The sequence below is a fragment of the Nostoc sp. UIC 10607 genome, from assembly GCF_047228265.1.
GTDB lineage: Bacteria > Cyanobacteriota > Cyanobacteriia > Cyanobacteriales > Nostocaceae > Nostoc > Nostoc foliaceum_A.
Genome location: NZ_JBIQNW010000096.1, coordinates 1 through 15912, shown reverse-complemented (window position 1 = coordinate 15912; position 15912 = coordinate 1). Strand labels below are relative to the sequence as shown.

The following is a 15912-nucleotide window of genomic DNA, read 5'->3' as shown; positions in this document are numbered from 1 at the left end:
TCTTTGTACAAGCACTACTGGCTGATTCTCAGTCTCGCCCGTCTTTGCTTCCTAAATATTAGGCCTGAATCCTTACTTTAAGATCCTCACTGATAAACAAGTAGGAAAGGTGGGAAAAGTAGGAAAGGTGGGAAAAGTAGGAAAAGTAAGGTAAATTTATCTACGTTCTAACCCACATCTACTAAGCTATTAGACCTGCTTTTCCCAATGAGTATTGAATATATTTTTGTCCTAAACAAGAATCTTATTACGTAAAATATAAACTTTGTATAAAGTCGAGAAAGCAGATATTTATTATGGAGATAATCAAAGCAAACTTCCAGAGGCGAGTTGAATAAAAAGGAACTAGGCTTGTATATATTTTTCTGCTCATCCAAATTAAAATTAGCGTAAAAATCATTTTTAAAGTTTCGATAAAACTCCGTAACCATACGAGTAATCTAATAATTTTAATGATACAGTCCTTTATTATCGACTTTAAACATTAATCAGGACAACGCCAATAAATCCTTATTCTCATAGCTTCCAATAAACCTGTCTATACAGGCTAATGGTGCCATTTCTGATGTGCCTAACTTATTGATAGTGTTCTCAAGCCAACGCTTCTTACGTACCAGCCTTCTATACGTTGGCATTCTTGTACTTGTAGTTAAGTTTCTAGAATTTGTTGTTACATACGCAAGTAATCAAGTATATAGGCGTGAATAGACATAAAAATAGCAAAAATTGACTGTGCAAAAGGTTATTGTTTATGGGATGCCGATTAAAAGTCTTTCTAACTAAAGAAGAAAAGCTGACTTTAGAAGAGTTGAGAAAAGCCAAAGATGTTCCTCAACGTACCAAGGATCGTGCTCAAGTTTTACTGCTGAATACTCGCGGCTTAAAAAATGAGCAAATTGCTAAAGGTTTGAACTGGGCGATTTCAACAGTACGTCAAACCCTTCATCGCTGGGAAAAGATGGGTTTAGCAGGTCTGTGGGATGCTCCTGGCCGAGGAGGAAAACCCCGATATTCAGAATCAGATTTGGTTTATCTAGAAAATTGTTTAGCTCAAGAGTCACAAACTTATAACTCTAAACAATTAGCAAAAAAACTGGCATCTGAGCGTCAAGTAAACTTGAGTGCAGATCGATTACGACGGGTACTTAAAAAAAGGGGAAGGAGGTTTGGAAGCACACGCAAACAACCCCAGGAGCAGAATAATTAACGTGAGTTCTATAAACCTCTCCCTACTTTGAACTTTAGTTCAAGTCTGTCCCTCTTACCCGTCAAAGAGGGACGGTTTTGCATAATAAACGTAATAAAACAAAATCCACCTAAACATTAAACTGTTTGGTGGAATTGTTATTTATTCTTAGTGGATCCGAGCAGAGTCGAACTGCTGTCCAAATTGGGTATTGACCCCCCGCTCATTCACAGGTTTAGCCTTTCTGACCCTCAAGGCGGGAATCGTTCATTATCCCGAACGTAGGATGCTCTGATTTAATCTTAGCCAGCAAGCCAACCAGAGAACGCTTGCTAGAGCATCCGTTGGGGGTTGGTCTTCAGTCCTTAACGGAGTCAAACTAAAGACGCTCGAACCTATAAGAGGTGTTTAGGCAGCTACTAGAGCATCCTTACGAGCAAAGTTAACGATGTTATTCGCATTTACTTTTTGTTTGAGCCTTTGATTTTCGAGAGGAGACTCACTCTCGACCTGAATCACAGAGCAGCGTTCGCCAACCTGTCGAAACCGTGACGGACCCATGCGCTTCATAATCTAATTATAATACGCAATTTTTGAAATGTGTTGCTAGACAAAAATTTTGGTTCATGCCAGTGCTGCTGAGAAACACAGGGTATCTTTATATGAACTTGGCTCTATACCAACAGTATAGTTTGTTGATAAACCTCAGTACATAATGACCCATATACCGTCAATGTCATCTAGTTAAAAGTCCCAAATACTAAAAATAGCCAATTGCTAATTATTTTAAGATTAGCAATTGGCTATATATTACAAAGCACTACAAATAAATAATTAGCTATACCCTAAGTTAGTGCTTCAGCACCACCTACAACCTCAAGGAGTTCTTGGGTAATAGCAGCTTGTCGGGCTTTGTTGTAAGACAGTGTGAGGGTGTTAATCAGTTCACCAGCATTTTCACTGGCATTACTCATGGCTGTCATCCGCGCTGCTAGCTCACTAGCCGCAGATTCTTGCAGCGCCCGCAATAGCTGGTTACTTAGATACAGGGGCAACAAAGAATCGAGAATCTGCACTGGATCTTGCTCGAAAATCATGTCAGGAGCCAACGGGCGGACTTGGCTAGTCACTTTCTCCCGTTCGACTTCAAATTTACCGCCACGGGTTGTCAAGCGGAAGATTTCATCATCGGCTGCTTCTAGACCTTGCGGATCGAGGGGCAGTAAGGTTTGCACCACAGGACGGGAGCTAACCAATGAAAGGAATCTGGTGTAGATTAATTCGATCCGGTCTACTTCTTCGGAAAGGAACAAGGAAAGTAGTTGGTCGGCAATCTGATTGGCTTCTGCTGCGGTAGGAATTTGCTCTAAGCCGCTATAGGTAGCATCAATAGGCTGATCACGGCGTTGAAAGTACTGCGTAGATTTGCGTCCGACTAACACAAATTGATAGTTTAAACCTTCTGCCTTGAGTTCTTTGGCGCGGTTTTCTGCACGACGGATAACGTTATTATTGTAGCCGCCGCATAGACCGCGATCGCCTGAAATTACCAATAGCCCGACTGACTTAACTTCCCGTTTTCTCAGTAGTGGCAGGTTTGCTTCTTCAAACCGCAGACGACTTTGTAAACCATACAATACTTGTGCCAAGCGATCGGCAAAGGGGCGAGTTGCTAGCACTTGTTCTTGTGCCCGACGCACTCTAGCCGCAGCTACGAGACGCATGGCTTCTGTGATTTTTTTGGTGTTTTTGACCGACTGAATGCGATCGCGTATTGCTTTTAGATTGGCCATATTCTTGAGTTAGGAGTTAGGAGTTAGGAGTTAGGAGTTAAGAGCTAGGAGTATTTCATTAACTTTTAACTCTTAACTCTTCACTCCTCACTTTAATTACGCTGCTGCTTTGAAGGTCTTCTTGTATTCGGTAAGTGCTTCCTTTAATGCAGCTTCTTCTGCATCACCTAGTGCTTTGGAGGTTCTTACTCCTTCGGCATACTGGGTTTTACCAGTCTTTAAGTACTCCCGCAGACCTTGGGTAAAGGTTGTGACTTTATCTACAGGAACGTCATCCAAGTAACCATTGATACCAGCGTAAAGAATTGCTACTTGCTCGTATACCGAGAGTGGCGAATTTTGTGGCTGCTTGAGGAGTTCACGTAACCGTTGACCACGTGCCAACTGGTCTTGAGTGGCTTTATCTAAGTCAGAAGCAAATTGAGCGAAGGCTTGCAGGTCGTCAAATTGGGCTAGTTCCAATTTAATCTTACCGGCAACTTTTTTCATTGCCTTGGTTTGCGCCGCAGAACCCACGCGGGATACTGAAATACCTGGGTTCACAGCTGGACGGATACCAGCGTTAAATAAGTCAGAAGACAGGAATATCTGACCATCGGTAATGGAAATTACGTTTGTGGGGATGTATGCCGAAACGTCACCAGCTTGGGTTTCGATAATTGGTAGGGCGGTCATGCTGCCTTTACCTAATTCGTCACTTAGCTTTGCGGCTCTTTCTAACAAACGAGAGTGAATGTAAAATACATCTCCGGGGTAAGCTTCGCGTCCGGGTGGGCGACGTAGCAGCAGGGACATTTGGCGATAAGCTTGGGCTTGCTTGGAAAGATCGTCGTAAATTACTAGGGTAGCTTTGCCTTTGTACATAAAGTACTCGGCAATAGTTGCGCCTGTGTAAGGAGCTAGGTATTGCAGTGTTGCTGGTTCACTGGCGCTAGCGGCGACGACGATGGTGTAATCCATCGCACCTTTTTCTTGCAATGTCTGCACCACGTTAGCTACGGTGGAAGCCTTTTGACCGATCGCAACGTAGACACAAACTACATCTTCTTCTTTTTGGTTGATGATGGTGTCGATTGCGATCGCAGTTTTACCGGTTTGGCGATCGCCAATAATCAATTCCCGTTGACCGCGACCGATGGGAATCATTGAGTCAATAGCTGTAATCCCTGTTTGCATGGGTTCGTGTACAGATCGACGAGCAATGATACCAGGCGCTGGAGATTCAATCAAACGGCTTTCTGAGGATTTGATGTCTCCCTTACCATCGATGGGACGACCTAAAGCGTCTACAACTCTTCCAATTAAGGCTTCTCCTACTGGAATTTGAGCAATTCTACCAGTAGCGGTTACAGAACTACCTTCTTGAATTTCCAGCCCTTCACCCATCAACACCGCACCCACGTTGTCTTCTTCTAAGTTTTGGGCGATGCCAATTGTGCCATCTTCAAATTCTAAGAGTTCCCCAGCCATAGCCTTTTCCAGACCATAGATCCGGGCAATACCGTCACCTACTTGTAGGACGGTACCAACGTTAGCAACTTTGACCTCTTGATCGTATTGCTCGATTTGTTGTTGAATAATGCTGCTAATTTCGTCAGGTCTAATTGATATGCTCATGTGTCTATCTTGTTTGCTTTCGAGACGGAAAAATGAATTCAGTTAGGAGTTAAGAGTTAGGAGTGATGAGTTAAAAATGCAAAAATTACAAGTTAAAAGTCAAAATAAATTACTATTTACTTAACTCCTAACTGTACAGACGCGATTAATCGCGTCTCTACTCTTAACTTTTGTACGCGATTAATCGCGTCTCTCTAACTCCTAACTTTCTAGCTATTAGTTAAGCGCAATGAAAGGCGGCGCAACTGACCCCGGATACTGGCGTCAATTACCTGCGAACCTACTTTAATGATCACACCACCAATTAACTCACTGTCTACCTTGGTTTCTAGTTCTACCTGGCGAGCATTAGTTATGGCAATCACCTTTTCTGTGATCGCCTGCTGTTGAGCTTCTGTGAGGGGAACGGCTGAAACTACTTCCGCTAATACGGTTTGATTCAGCTGCCGCAACAGCGCCAGATATTGTTGAAAAATCGATTCCAAGAATGCAATGCGGCGTTTGTCTACTAGTACCAACAAAAAGTTGCGTAAGTAGGGGTTAGAGCCTTCACCGAGTATTTGTTTGATGAGAGCTTTTTTGTTCTCAGCCTGAATAAACGGATTGCTGAAGAAGTTGTGTAGCTGTTTGTCTGCCCTGAGCAGTCCCAGGAAAGTACGCGCATCTTCCCCGAACTCTTCTGTCAAATTTTTCGATTGCGCTATTGACAAAAGTGCCTGTGCGTAAGGCTGGGCTACTTCGGCTGCCGCTACTTGACTTGTCATACATTGCCTCCCAGTTGTGCGATGCTGCGGTCAATTAAACTTTGTTGAGCATCGTCGGCAATCCCGCCTTTGAGTTGCGATTCGACTTTTTGCAATGCTAGTGTAGCTACCCGTTGCCGTAGTTGAGCGATCGCTCGCTCTGTTTCGGTGTTTAAATCTGCTGCTGCTGTTTGTTTTAAGCGTTCTACGTCTTGCACTGCCTTCGCCAACAAGGCTTCTTTCGCCTTTTGGGCGTTTTCTACGGCAGATTGGCGGATGCGTTCTGCCTCTGCCTGAGATTGCTTCAACTGCTCTTGCGCTTGGGAAAGGGCAGTCTTTGCCTCTTTTAAGCGTCCTTCTGCTTCCTGAATTGCGGTGGCAATATTGGATTGTCGCTCGTTCAGGATATTGCTTAAAACTTTACGTCCGAAGTAGAATAGTATGCCAACCAGAATCGCTAGATTGATCAGATTGGTTTCAAAAATGTCTAGGTTTAGACCGAAACCACCTTCTGCTGCGCCTTCTGCCAATTCAGAGTGAACAGCGTTCGCTTCTGCGGCAAGTAATAAGAATGTCCCCATGATACCCATTTACAAGTGCGCTGCTCGCTTGCTAATACGTTGTATTTTCCCCAGGGGAAGGAAATTTAAGTATCTTTTCCCTGTAAGGAAATTAAGTATCTTTCCCCAGAAGGGAAAAAGTGCCTTTTTTGACACTTAAATTTTGCGCTCTGGACTAGGGCCCAGTTGCGCGTATGCTTTACACAGAACCAATCTCGTTAGCTTATCTAACTGGAGTTGGCCCCAATAGTTTTTCTAGAATCTGCCTGCTTAGAGCATCAACTTGTTGCTCTAAGGTACGAAAAGCTTCTTGCTTTTGTTGTTCTATTTCAACAGAAGCTTGTTCTCGTTGAGACTGAGCTTCCTTTTGGGCCTCAGCGATTTTCTCGGCAGTAATTTTCTTAGCTTCAAGTTGAGCTGCTTCTACAGTAGCTTGCGATTGTCTGCGAGCGTCTGCGAGTTGCTGCTCATATTCGGTAGCCAAGCGCTCGGCTTTAGCCAAGCTCTCCCGCGCCTCAAGGGTATTCGTTCGGATGTAACTATCGCGATCGTCTAGTACCTTGGTTAGTGGCTTATAGAAAATTGCATTCAACAAAGCTGCTAATAGCAGGAATTGCAATGCCATGAAGGGCAAGGTAGCATCGAAATCAAACATTTGTCTCCTCTTTGGCTGGAGTAGCAGTTTTCATGGCTAGCAACGTCATCCAACCTTTCATATTTTAGAGACCCATAGCCAACAAGGGTCAACTGAACATTATAACTATTGAGATACCCAAAACTTTTTGATTGTAGAGGCGTGATAATTCACGTCTCCACACTCACAAAATTTTTAGGTATTAACCGAAGGGGTTAGCGAACAGCAATACCAGGGCAATTACCAGACCATAGATAGTCAAGGATTCCATGAATGCCAAGGTTAATAGCAGAGTACCGCGAATTTTTCCTTCTGCTTCAGGTTGACGAGCAATACCTTCTACTGCTTGTCCAGCAGCGTTACCTTGACCAATACCAGGGCCAATTGCAGCTAAACCAATCGCTAAAGCAGCAGCGAGAACTGAAGCAGCCTGAACTAATGGATCCATGTTGATTTTCCTTGCTTTGATTACAAAACTAACAAAAGTACGTTAACGATTAGAAACGTGGTTTTCACGCTGCACATGAGTTCTTTGATCGATCGCGCTTTGCGATGTTTTGAGCGAATATGCTCTTGGAACTGTGCTATCAGCTGAGAAGTTTAATGCTCCTCATGTTCTTCTCCACCATGTCCCTCCATTGCCTCATGAATGTATGCTCCGGCGAGGGTGGCGAAAACCAGAGCTTGAATGGCACTGGTAAATAAACCCAACGCCATTACAGGCAGAGGTACAAATAGAGGAACTAGCAGCACCAACACCGCGACTACCAATTCATCCGCCAAAATATTACCAAATAGCCGGAAGCTTAGGGAGAGGGGCTTGGTGAAATCTTCGAGAATTGCGATCGGCAACAAAACGGGTGTTGGCTCTATATATTTCTTAAAGTAGCCTAAACCCCGCTTGCTAAAACCCGCGTAAAAGTACGCTAATGAAGTTAGCAGTGCCAATGCAACAGTCGTATTGATGTCATTGGTAGGAGCTGCCAATTCGCCTGAAGGTAGCTTGATGAGCTTCCAGGGAATTAGCGCACCTGACCAGTTCGATACGAAAATAAACAAGAACAATGTGCCAATAAATGGCACCCAAGGGCGGTACTCTTTCTCACCAAGTTGGTTTTTGGCCAAATCACGAATAAATTCTAGGGCGTATTCCATCAAATTCTGGATGCCCTTGGGAATTCTTTGTGCGTTGCGAGTAGCAGCTATTGAAGCCACTACTAAAATGCTAATCACAAACCATGAGGTGAGAAAAACTTGCCCATGAATTTTAAGATTGCCCAACTGCCAGTAGAAATGATGACCTACTTCTAATTCGGCGAGGGGAAAAGAATTAAAGGCGTTTAAGACACTAAGCATTTGCATTCTTCAAGCATTTTCCCCAACGATCGAGGATGGGATTACTATCTTTGTGAGCCTGACTTTTTAAGAATCAGGAATGAACGCAATTTGCACCATATAGACGAAGAGCGTGGCTTTGTAAGTTAAAAATCCCAAAAATATGGGCAAAATCTGTAGCTCACGCCATTGAGTTGCCACGATCATGACTCCCATAAATAGAGCAAAACGAGTTTTGCTCAAACTGGTTTTTTCACTACCAAGTTGCTCAACGTCTCTAGCCAACATTTTTAAGTAAACCACACCTGTACACGCCCCAATTAAATAATTTAGGGCAATGTTTAAGGAATAAAAAATCCACACAGAGATAAAAATAACCCCCGTCAAGACAAGCGTGATTACCAACAACCGCTGGAAGAGTTGATAAAACTCTTGCATAGAGTTATCTGATTCTGTGTCTCCAGAACCAGTTTTAGCATCTTGTTGCGTTGTCGGAGTGGGCGCAATTGATTCGTCTGACAAGCTCACGAGACTTGAAACCAGTACAGCTAAATTATGATGACTGCACATTCAGTCAGCTGAATCATATCACGATCCGGTAACAATACTTTAGGAAAAAACAATTAACTTCTTGGCAACGTTACACAGCCAGTAAAATCGCGCTCCCAGAAGCGAGAGAGCGGCTGATTATGTGAGGGAGGGTGAGGGTGAATAATCAATAATTGTTGCCTGGAAATTCAAAATTTCTTCCAATTTCAGTTTTTTTGAATGAATAATTCTCCTCCAAAGTCGTTACATAACATCTTGGTGTTTGAATGAAGTCGGTGTCAATAAAATCAACTGGTGCTTGAAGAGCGTATGGACGTACCGCAAATCAGAAATCGTAGAGTAGCGGCTTGTCATAAAAGATCGCACCACTGCTGAATCCCAGAAAACTCCAACTTTTGCGATGTACAATACCCCGTTTCTTGGGCACTTTCTTAATTTACATTAATTTGCCAAAAGTGGTGATAGGCGATCGCTCATCACCACGAGTATAAATTGCTTTTATTAACTCAGTAGCAGAGTGCAGTGTAATTAAACAGGTGTCAATAAAATCAGTTGCTGCTGAACAAGCCTTCTTACACCATCTAATCCGAGTTGCCCAACTGGTAAAATATCTGCCACTCTTGAATTTGCATCACATCTTTGCATAAACTCAAACTCTGCTACAGATAAATTAACAATTTGGTAATCGTAATTAAAGAAACATTGACTGGGAAATCCCTGAAGACAAGGATTAAGTTCGGGAATAGCTGCCAATAGGGCGTTATCGTCTGACCAGTTGGACTTGATTAAGGGGGGACGACCAAGGAAAAACTCGTAATGAGTTACTTCTGGATCTAGTAATTCTATCAGGCGGTAGACTTGGCGATCGCTCAAATCTTTTGCCCGTTCTACTAACTCTGGTGCTTTGCCCAAAAGTCTCTCTAAATCCCAGAAACTCGGATTCGAGAAACCAATAAACTCTAATCCCGAAGCATCTATTAATTCAAACAGCGTCTCAATGTTGTAGTCAATTTCCTGGGGATGAACGTACATATCCGCAAAGTTTTCATCCTTGTGGTTTTCTAATGACCAACGCTGTTTATCGTATTTGACAATTCGGTTATTTTCTGGTAGAGAAGCAAATATTTGTCGTCCGACTTGGACACCATCGCGGTAATCGCCTTTTTTGTCACCTTGAAGAAGTGCGATCGCTTTTTGCATGAGTTGAATTTCCCAGCGTCCCAACTCCCCGTACACAAAAATGTGCATTAAGCCGCCTGGGGCTAACTTTTTCGCCAAAGCTTGAATACCGCGAATTGGATCGGAGGTATGATGCAAAACACCGACACAGTTGATTAAATCAAACTCACCCGATAACTGTTCCACATCAAACAAGCTGAGGTGATGAAATTCAACGCGGGTAGCCCCTGAACGCTGACAACGTTCTTTTGCTACAGCTAAAGCGCCAGTACTGAGATCAATTCCCACAACCGAAGCTTGTGGATTGAGGTGAACCAAGTACTCTGTACCCACACCAGTACCGCAACCTGCATCTAAAATCCGAATATCTTGCTTTTGGGGTTTTTGGCCTGTGCAGAAGTTATGAGCGGCTAGCCAATTCCAGCGCCAGTTGTAGCCTGGAGGTGGTTCATCCAACAAGGCTTCTGGCGGAAAGGGGTAGGTATTGTAGAGTTTGGCAACAGCAGCACTAACAGTTTGGGAATCGGACATGATGAGGAATAACGCAGCATTTCTGAGTTTAGCGGATAGTGGCTGATTAGAGCAAAGATTACTATTGTTTATTTCCTGATATTCATCCAACAGCAAAGTCAGTAAATTGGCGTTTATAAGGAGCGTGAAATCCTAATACAATATCTTCTTTAGGTACTCCAGCAGCAATTAATTCATTAGCAATGCCGATTTCTGCACCATCTCTTTGTATCCAAATTTTTTTGTCTTTTATATCAACATGAATGATGACTCCATAAATTCTCCGTTGTTCTTTCCAGCCAATATTTAAGACTTGATAATGATGGCGTTCTGCGTCAAACAACAGTTGAATTTCTGTGCCATTAGCCACATAATTAGCGGAATGATTACTTAAAATATCTTGAATAATTTGAGAGTAATTTATTCCTTCCATAAAACAATGTCCTGACTTAAGGAATTAAATATTAAAAGTTTAATTTGATATTCTTTTAAAGAATCTTGAATAAATTGACGTGAGAAAAAGTCTTGGTATGTATCTTGGCTAATAGCTAGATATAGAATGCGTTCTGGTTCTTCTTTTTTCAATGCTAGCCGATAATTCAAGGTTTGACCTAAAGCGAGATGAAATTCTGTTACTTCAGATGCACCTACAAAGGATTTAATTTCTACAGCTATTTTTTGACCTTGTTTTTGTGCTGCTAATAGTCTTTCTGCTCCTAAATCCACAAAAAATTCAATATCATCAACTTTCAGATGCAGTGGGTCATGGAATCATCCAACCATCTTTTTTTAAAGCAGTGCGGACAGATTGATGAAATATATCTTTAGAAGGCATAGGTATCGTAAAATCTGGCAACAGTAGCGCTAGCGGTATGGGAGCCTGAGATTTCATGAGCAATATTGCAGCAATTCTGAGTTTAGCGAATGCTGGACACTTCAGGTAGACAAATAATTGCGATCGCCATCAGCCCATATATTTTAAGCAGGAAAATTGTTCCAGTAAAAACACTACTGTTTAAGTATCTATTAACTAATAAACTTTAATTGTAATTTTGTATAAAAATTTACTTATCTAGGAGCATTAAATGGCTGTAGGAATGCCTGAATTCGTTGAAAATCCAGAAAATCGTTGCCCTGTGATTCTTTTACTCGATACTTCTGGCTCTATGTCAGGTCAGCCTATCCAAGAGTTAAATCGAGGACTTGCTGCTTTCAAAGCAGATATACTCAAAGATTCCCAAGCATCGCTGAGTGTGGAAGTGGCTATGATAACATTTGACCCCATAGTTAAACTCACGCAAGACTTTGTGACGATTGACCAATTTACACCGCCTACATTAGAAGTAGATGGTGTTACCCCAATGGGTGGGGCGATTGAGTATGCTTTGGATTTTCTAGAAAGCCGGAAACAGACTTATAAAGACAACGGTATTCTCTATTATCGCCCGTGGGTGTTTTTGATTACAGACGGAGCGCCAACTGACTCCTGGCAATCAGCCGCGCAAAGGTTGAGAGAAGCAGAAGCACAAAGCCGACTGTCATTTTTTGCGGTTGGTGTACAGGGTGCTGATATGAATATCCTCAAACAAATTTCTCCTCCTGAACGTCCACCAGTTATGCTAAATGGCTTAGATTTTCGTGAGTTGTTTGTCTGGCTTTCTACTTCGATGAAACGGGTTTCTAGTGGCAAAGTAGGGCAGGCTGTAGCTTTACCAGCTATGGGATGGGGTCAAATTACTAGTTAGAGGAAATTTTGTGAATTGGAAAGCTGTTGCACGTTCAGAGATTGGAACGAGTCATCAAAAGCAGGGGATAGTTTGTCAAGATTATGGGAATTATCGCAGCTTTGATGATGTGATTGTAGGTGCTGTTGCTGATGGTGCTGGTAGTGCTAAACATTCTGATGTTGGTTCTCGGTTGGCGGTAGAAACGGTACTCAAATGCTTTTCTGATCTTAGTGAATATCCTGAGAAGCAAGAAGAATTCGAGCAAGGTTTTTCTCAACCACTGTCCAAAGAAGAAGCTCAGAAAGTTTTTGCTAAGATTGTGAATCAAATTATTACGGAATTACAGAACCAAGCAGATGAAGGAGATTATTCTGTCAATGATTTAGCTTGTACTTTGTTGGTTTTCGTGGCAACTCCTGACTACATTGCAGCTATGCAAATCGGAGATGGATTTATTGTAATTCGTTCCCAAGAGTCAGAATATCAACTGTTGTTTCAGCCAGATAAAGGTGAGTTTGCTAATGAAACAACTTTTATTACCTCAACAAATGCCCTAAAAGAAATGCAGGTAAAGGTCATTTCCGAAAAACAAGAGTTTATTTGTGCTTCCACTGATGGACTAGAAAAAGTAGCAATTCGCTTGAGTGACTGGCAACCCTTCTCGCCTTTCTTTAAACCTTTGGAGGAATACTTGCACGAACCTATTAATCCAGAGGATGAAGATAAATATCTGATAGAATTCCTCAACTCTGAACGGCTAAATTCTCGCACTGATGATGATAAAACCTTACTTTTGTGCTTGTTTGATAGAGAGTAAAATTCGATGACAGTTCTCACCTGTTCCAGTACGGGAAAATCAATTACTCTGCTGGGTGAACCGATAGCTGATAGTGGTGAAGGTAAGGTTTGGCGAACTAATCACAATGGTTACTTAGCAAAAATTTACCACTCGCAAACTCCTGAGCATGTGCAAAAGTTGGCGGTGATGATTGCACACCGACCCAAAGAGCCAAACTCTCACCTCAATCATATTTCTTTTGCTTGGCCTAAGTCGGTACTGAAAGATGCTCAGGCTAATTGCGTAGGCTTTTTGATGCCGGAAATTAAGGAAGCGAAACAACTTCTTGATGTATACAATCCCAAAAAAAGAAAGGCTTTGAAACTTGATGTTGATTGGCGTTTTTTCCACACAACGGCGCTGAATATCGCCTCAATTATTGAAGCAATTCACATTTCTGGCTATGTTTTGGGTGACATCAAGCCGCAAAATATTCTTGTAAACGATCGCGCCTTACCTTCAATTATTGATACTGATTCTTTTCAGGTTCGGAATCCGGTAAATGGCAAGATTTATCGTTGTTCAGTTGGTTCACCAGATTATACACCACCGGAACTGATTGATAAAGATTTTTCTAGCATTGATCAAACGGAAGTACACGATCGCTTCCGGTTAGCAGTGATTATCTATCAGTTATTGTTTGGTGGTGAAAGTCCTTTTGCCGGAAAGTGGATAGGTACGGGAGAAACTCCAGAAACTAATGAACTTATCCGCCGGGGTTTATGGCTGTATGCACCAAACCGTTTGATTAAACCTGTAGAAAGGACAATTACTCTTGAAATTGTTCACCCAGAGCTTCAGCGATGTTTTCTCAGATGCTTTAACGATTCTAACTTGCGCCCAACTGCTGGGGATTGGGTAAAGGCGCTCAGACTTGCTGTTAATGAGTTAACTATCTGTGGAAAAGCAGACAGCCACTATTACAGCCGAACTTGTGGTAAGTGTTATTGGTGCGATCGTTCTACAAAACTTGGTATTGATATATTTCCTGGGTTTGTTAAACCAAAACAACAAGCTGCTTTTGCTGTATCAACATCACAACCTAAAGCTTTTGCCACAAATAAAATTATAGAAAATGTCGCAATAGTAGGGCAAATATGCACTCTCCAAGAAGAGCGCACTGATCGGTTTTGTTTGATTATTATTGGTTCATTCTTAGCCTGGGTAGCGTTAATTTTACTTGTTATTTTTGCTACTGGTAGTCTGTTTTCTAGCTCTAACAATTCTAATTCTGTAAAAGATGCAACACAGAAATTAACTCAATCGCAATTGACAGAAATAGCGACCAGTGAGATTAAAGAGTATACCATCGATATTGGTATTTCATTCCAAGTTAATGAAGAAACTAAAATACCAAAAGTTACGAATGTCTTGGAAAAATCTCCAGCAGCATTGCGAAATATTAAAGTTGCCGATCAAATATTGGAAGTAAATGGCAGATCGACATCAACAATGAGTGCAACAGATGTAGCTAATTTGATACAAGCAGATGTAAATACTGTAGTTTTTTTGCTTGTAAAACGTTGTTCATCCCGTCTTAAACCGGGAGATTATGGTATCATCCTGATTAAATGCCAGAACATTGAGACTATACTTAATAACTAAGTGCTAACTGAAAGTATAAGTGATCTGTATCTACATATCCACACAATACTCACTTTGTCTCATTCTCTAAATCAAGTTCACGGCGATCAGCTTCTATATATCCTTCAGCTAGTGGTTGAGAAAATCAAAGAAAGTATTTATAATGAGTGTAATACCACAAGTTGACATTAGTAAATTACCTCCAGAAGTTCAAGCTACTATCAATCTTATTTCCGTAGGCGGTTCTTACCCTCATAGCAAAGATGGCATTGTTTTCAAAAACCTTGAAGGATTACTGCCACCACAACCGCGAGGATATTACAGAGATTACACAGTACCAACTCCCGGAGCAACAGATAGAGGTAGTCGCCGTCTGATTACTGGGCAAAATGCCGAAGTTTATTATACTGCTGATCACTACAATAGCTTTCAAGAAGTCATCTACTAGTCCTGATGAGTAAGGAGGAATATATGAGTGAATTTCTAAATATTTCGTCAATAGATGTAAAGCAAGGCATACGTGAAGCAGTGGAACAAATAGCCGCAGAACCAGGAACTAAAGTTTTTTATCTTGATGGTAAAAAAATTAATAGCAAAGAAACATTTTTAAGTAAAGCTGCTGAAGCAATGCAATTTCCTACATACTTTGGTGCTAATTGGGATGCTTTTGATGAATGTATCACCGATTTAACATGGTGTCCAGCTGAGAGATACGTCATATTGTATGACCATGCTGATATATTTGCTCAAGCTGAACCGACACAGTACCAAATAGCATTGGATATTTTAAATTCAGCTAAAGAATACTGGGAAGCTAATAATATAACTCTGAATTTTTTAACTATAAACAAATAAGTCAATTTAGGCTTTAAACAAATTAAGATATTGTCCAATCTTCTAAACGCAAATTAGGAACTTTCTCAAAATCCTTCCGGTTGCGGGTTACTAAAATCCCATTCACCGACAACGTAATTGCCGCAATGCGTAAATCTTGATTACCAATGCGAATTCTTTAACGAATCAAGCCTTCGTAACAATTCATAGCAGACTCGTCAAATCCTAGCGATCGCTCCATGATTTACAACCAATCAGAGTTTAATTTACGCTGTGAGTGGGGGCCACGAGGAGTTGCTGAACTCGCTCCCATCAGTGATGTAATTGTAATAGTTGACGTTCTCTCTTTTTCTACCTGCGTGGAAATTGCCACCAACAACGGCGCGATAATTTTTCCCTACGCAATGAGAGATGAATCTGTCATAGATTATGCCAAATCAGTGCAAGCAGAGTTGGCAAGTCATAGACAACGTTGGACTATGACAGGATATTCTCTCTCGCCAAAATCGGTGACTCAAATTCCTGCTGGAACTAGACTAGTTTTACCTTCACCTAATGGTTCTTTTTTGACTTTACATACAGGGAATACACCAACTTTGGCTGGTTGCTTGCGAAATTGCCAAGCTGTAGCGCAGTTTGCTCAAAAGTATGGCGATAAAATCGCTGTAATTCCTGCCGGTGAGAGGTGGAAAGATGATGGTAGCCTACGTCCTGCATTTGAAGATTTAATTGGTGCTGGGGCAATTCTTAGAGGGTGTTTATAAATAAAAAATAAACAACACCATAGTCATTCCCCAAGACAGGTATCTTAAAAGAGACAGTC

Annotated in this window: 17 protein-coding genes, 1 other RNA gene and 2 pseudogenes; 7 read left to right on the top strand and 13 right to left on the bottom strand. The window is 41.6% G+C overall.

Features of this window, described 5'->3' with window-relative positions:
• Positions 1-751 precede the first annotated feature (751 nt).
• Entirely contained in the window at positions 752-1207 is a 456-nt protein-coding gene (locus ACEYW6_RS33470) for a helix-turn-helix domain-containing protein (protein ID WP_190894670.1), read from the top strand.
• 148 nt (positions 1208-1355) lie between these two features.
• On the opposite strand, the gene ssrA is transcribed toward ACEYW6_RS33470, so the two are convergent.
• The 12 genes and pseudogenes from ssrA to ACEYW6_RS33410 form a co-directional block, all read right to left on the bottom strand.
• Positions 1356-1745, bottom strand: a transfer-messenger RNA (tmRNA) gene (ssrA, locus tag ACEYW6_RS33465).
• A 286-nt stretch (positions 1746-2031) separates the two neighbouring features.
• Positions 2032-2979 carry a F0F1 ATP synthase subunit gamma gene (locus tag ACEYW6_RS33460; RefSeq protein ID WP_412983188.1) on the bottom strand — a complete coding sequence of 316 codons (948 nt, stop codon included), beginning with the start codon at positions 2977-2979 and terminating at the stop codon, positions 2032-2034.
• 96 nt (positions 2980-3075) lie between these two features.
• On the bottom strand, positions 3076-4596 hold the full coding sequence (gene atpA, locus ACEYW6_RS33455; protein ID WP_190894669.1) for a F0F1 ATP synthase subunit alpha: 1521 nt from the start codon (positions 4594-4596) through the stop codon (positions 3076-3078).
• 209 nt (positions 4597-4805) lie between these two features.
• Positions 4806-5360: an ATP synthase F1 subunit delta gene (gene atpH / locus ACEYW6_RS33450; protein WP_190894668.1), complete on the bottom strand. Its 555-nt coding sequence runs from the start codon at positions 5358-5360 to the stop codon at positions 4806-4808.
• Positions 5357-5929, bottom strand: a complete 573-nt coding sequence (locus ACEYW6_RS33445) for a F0F1 ATP synthase subunit B (protein WP_012411164.1) — start codon at positions 5927-5929, stop codon at positions 5357-5359. Before ACEYW6_RS33445 ends, atpH begins: the two co-directional genes overlap by 4 nt.
• Before the next feature lie 193 nt (positions 5930-6122).
• On the bottom strand, positions 6123-6554 hold the full coding sequence (locus ACEYW6_RS33440) for a F0F1 ATP synthase subunit B' (RefSeq protein WP_190894666.1): 432 nt from the start codon (positions 6552-6554) through the stop codon (positions 6123-6125).
• Between the two features lie 181 nt (positions 6555-6735).
• On the bottom strand, positions 6736-6981 hold the full coding sequence (gene atpE / locus ACEYW6_RS33435; protein WP_012411162.1) for an ATP synthase F0 subunit C: 246 nt from the start codon (positions 6979-6981) through the stop codon (positions 6736-6738).
• 152 nt (positions 6982-7133) lie between these two features.
• On the bottom strand, positions 7134-7895 hold the full coding sequence (gene atpB, locus ACEYW6_RS33430) for a F0F1 ATP synthase subunit A (RefSeq protein WP_012411161.1): 762 nt from the start codon (positions 7893-7895) through the stop codon (positions 7134-7136).
• Between the two features lie 60 nt (positions 7896-7955).
• Complete coding sequence (locus ACEYW6_RS33425; protein ID WP_412983187.1) at positions 7956-8438, bottom strand: ATP synthase subunit I; 483 nt, start codon at positions 8436-8438, stop codon at positions 7956-7958.
• Between the two features lie 507 nt (positions 8439-8945).
• On the bottom strand, positions 8946-10127 hold the full coding sequence (locus ACEYW6_RS33420) for a class I SAM-dependent methyltransferase (RefSeq protein ID WP_412983186.1): 1182 nt from the start codon (positions 10125-10127) through the stop codon (positions 8946-8948).
• Positions 10128-10209: 82 nt separating this feature from the next.
• A complete protein-coding gene (locus ACEYW6_RS33415) occupies positions 10210-10539 on the bottom strand; it encodes a XisI protein (protein ID WP_412983185.1) in 330 nt (109 codons plus the stop codon).
• Positions 10527-10941, bottom strand: a pseudogene (locus tag ACEYW6_RS33410) (XisH family protein). Before ACEYW6_RS33410 ends, ACEYW6_RS33415 begins: the two are co-directional and overlap by 13 nt.
• Positions 10942-11191: 250 nt before the next feature.
• Here ACEYW6_RS33410 and ACEYW6_RS33405 point away from each other — a divergent pair.
• From ACEYW6_RS33405 to ACEYW6_RS33385, 5 genes are all read left to right on the top strand, one after another.
• The gene (locus ACEYW6_RS33405) at positions 11192-11851 is read left to right on the top strand and encodes a vWA domain-containing protein (RefSeq protein ID WP_412983184.1); all 660 of its coding nucleotides are present in this window, start codon (positions 11192-11194) and stop codon (positions 11849-11851) included.
• A 10-nt stretch (positions 11852-11861) separates the two neighbouring features.
• Positions 11862-12650 carry a PP2C family serine/threonine-protein phosphatase gene (locus ACEYW6_RS33400; RefSeq protein WP_412983183.1) on the top strand — a complete coding sequence of 263 codons (789 nt, stop codon included), beginning with the start codon at positions 11862-11864 and terminating at the stop codon, positions 12648-12650.
• Positions 12651-12656: 6 nt separating this feature from the next.
• On the top strand, positions 12657-14276 hold the full coding sequence (locus tag ACEYW6_RS33395) for a PDZ domain-containing protein (protein WP_412983182.1): 1620 nt from the start codon (positions 12657-12659) through the stop codon (positions 14274-14276).
• 142 nt (positions 14277-14418) lie between these two features.
• Positions 14419-14703 carry a ribonuclease domain-containing protein gene (locus ACEYW6_RS33390; protein ID WP_412983181.1) on the top strand — a complete coding sequence of 95 codons (285 nt, stop codon included), beginning with the start codon at positions 14419-14421 and terminating at the stop codon, positions 14701-14703.
• Positions 14704-14726: 23 nt separating this feature from the next.
• Entirely contained in the window at positions 14727-15110 is a 384-nt protein-coding gene (locus ACEYW6_RS33385) for a barstar family protein (RefSeq protein WP_412983180.1), read from the top strand.
• Positions 15111-15132: 22 nt separating this feature from the next.
• Here the strand turns inward: ACEYW6_RS33385 and ACEYW6_RS33380 are convergent.
• Positions 15133-15267 (bottom strand): annotated as a pseudogene (locus ACEYW6_RS33380) (type II toxin-antitoxin system VapC family toxin); the annotation flags it as partial.
• Positions 15268-15328: 61 nt separating this feature from the next.
• Here ACEYW6_RS33380 and ACEYW6_RS33375 point away from each other — a divergent pair.
• Positions 15329-15853: a 2-phosphosulfolactate phosphatase gene (locus ACEYW6_RS33375; protein WP_412983179.1), complete on the top strand. Its 525-nt coding sequence runs from the start codon at positions 15329-15331 to the stop codon at positions 15851-15853.
• Positions 15854-15912: the final 59 nt, after the last annotated feature.

What these genes read in the sequence shown, in the direction of transcription:
- ACEYW6_RS33405 (WP_412983184.1), top strand. Translation starts at nt 11,192, where the DNA reads ATGGCTGTAGGAATGCCTGAATTCGTTGAAAATCCAGAAAATCGTTGC.
- atpE (WP_012411162.1), bottom strand. Translation starts at nt 6,981, where the DNA reads ATGGATCCATTAGTTCAGGCTGCTTCAGTTCTCGCTGCTGCTTTAGCG.
- atpB (WP_012411161.1), bottom strand. Translation starts at nt 7,895, where the DNA reads ATGCAAATGCTTAGTGTCTTAAACGCCTTTAATTCTTTTCCCCTCGCC.
- ACEYW6_RS33395 (WP_412983182.1), top strand. Translation starts at nt 12,657, where the DNA reads ATGACAGTTCTCACCTGTTCCAGTACGGGAAAATCAATTACTCTGCTG.
- ACEYW6_RS33445 (WP_012411164.1), bottom strand. Translation starts at nt 5,929, where the DNA reads ATGGGTATCATGGGGACATTCTTATTACTTGCCGCAGAAGCGAACGCT.
- ACEYW6_RS33460 (WP_412983188.1), bottom strand. Translation starts at nt 2,979, where the DNA reads ATGGCCAATCTAAAAGCAATACGCGATCGCATTCAGTCGGTCAAAAAC.
- ACEYW6_RS33390 (WP_412983181.1), top strand. Translation starts at nt 14,419, where the DNA reads ATGAGTGTAATACCACAAGTTGACATTAGTAAATTACCTCCAGAAGTT.
- atpA (WP_190894669.1), bottom strand. Translation starts at nt 4,596, where the DNA reads ATGAGCATATCAATTAGACCTGACGAAATTAGCAGCATTATTCAACAA.
- ACEYW6_RS33440 (WP_190894666.1), bottom strand. Translation starts at nt 6,554, where the DNA reads ATGTTTGATTTCGATGCTACCTTGCCCTTCATGGCATTGCAATTCCTG.
- ACEYW6_RS33415 (WP_412983185.1), bottom strand. Translation starts at nt 10,539, where the DNA reads ATGGAAGGAATAAATTACTCTCAAATTATTCAAGATATTTTAAGTAAT.
- ACEYW6_RS33470 (WP_190894670.1), top strand. Translation starts at nt 752, where the DNA reads ATGGGATGCCGATTAAAAGTCTTTCTAACTAAAGAAGAAAAGCTGACT.
- ACEYW6_RS33420 (WP_412983186.1), bottom strand. Translation starts at nt 10,127, where the DNA reads ATGTCCGATTCCCAAACTGTTAGTGCTGCTGTTGCCAAACTCTACAAT.
- ACEYW6_RS33425 (WP_412983187.1), bottom strand. Translation starts at nt 8,438, where the DNA reads ATGTGCAGTCATCATAATTTAGCTGTACTGGTTTCAAGTCTCGTGAGC.
- atpH (WP_190894668.1), bottom strand. Translation starts at nt 5,360, where the DNA reads ATGACAAGTCAAGTAGCGGCAGCCGAAGTAGCCCAGCCTTACGCACAG.
- ACEYW6_RS33375 (WP_412983179.1), top strand. Translation starts at nt 15,329, where the DNA reads ATGATTTACAACCAATCAGAGTTTAATTTACGCTGTGAGTGGGGGCCA.
- ACEYW6_RS33385 (WP_412983180.1), top strand. Translation starts at nt 14,727, where the DNA reads ATGAGTGAATTTCTAAATATTTCGTCAATAGATGTAAAGCAAGGCATA.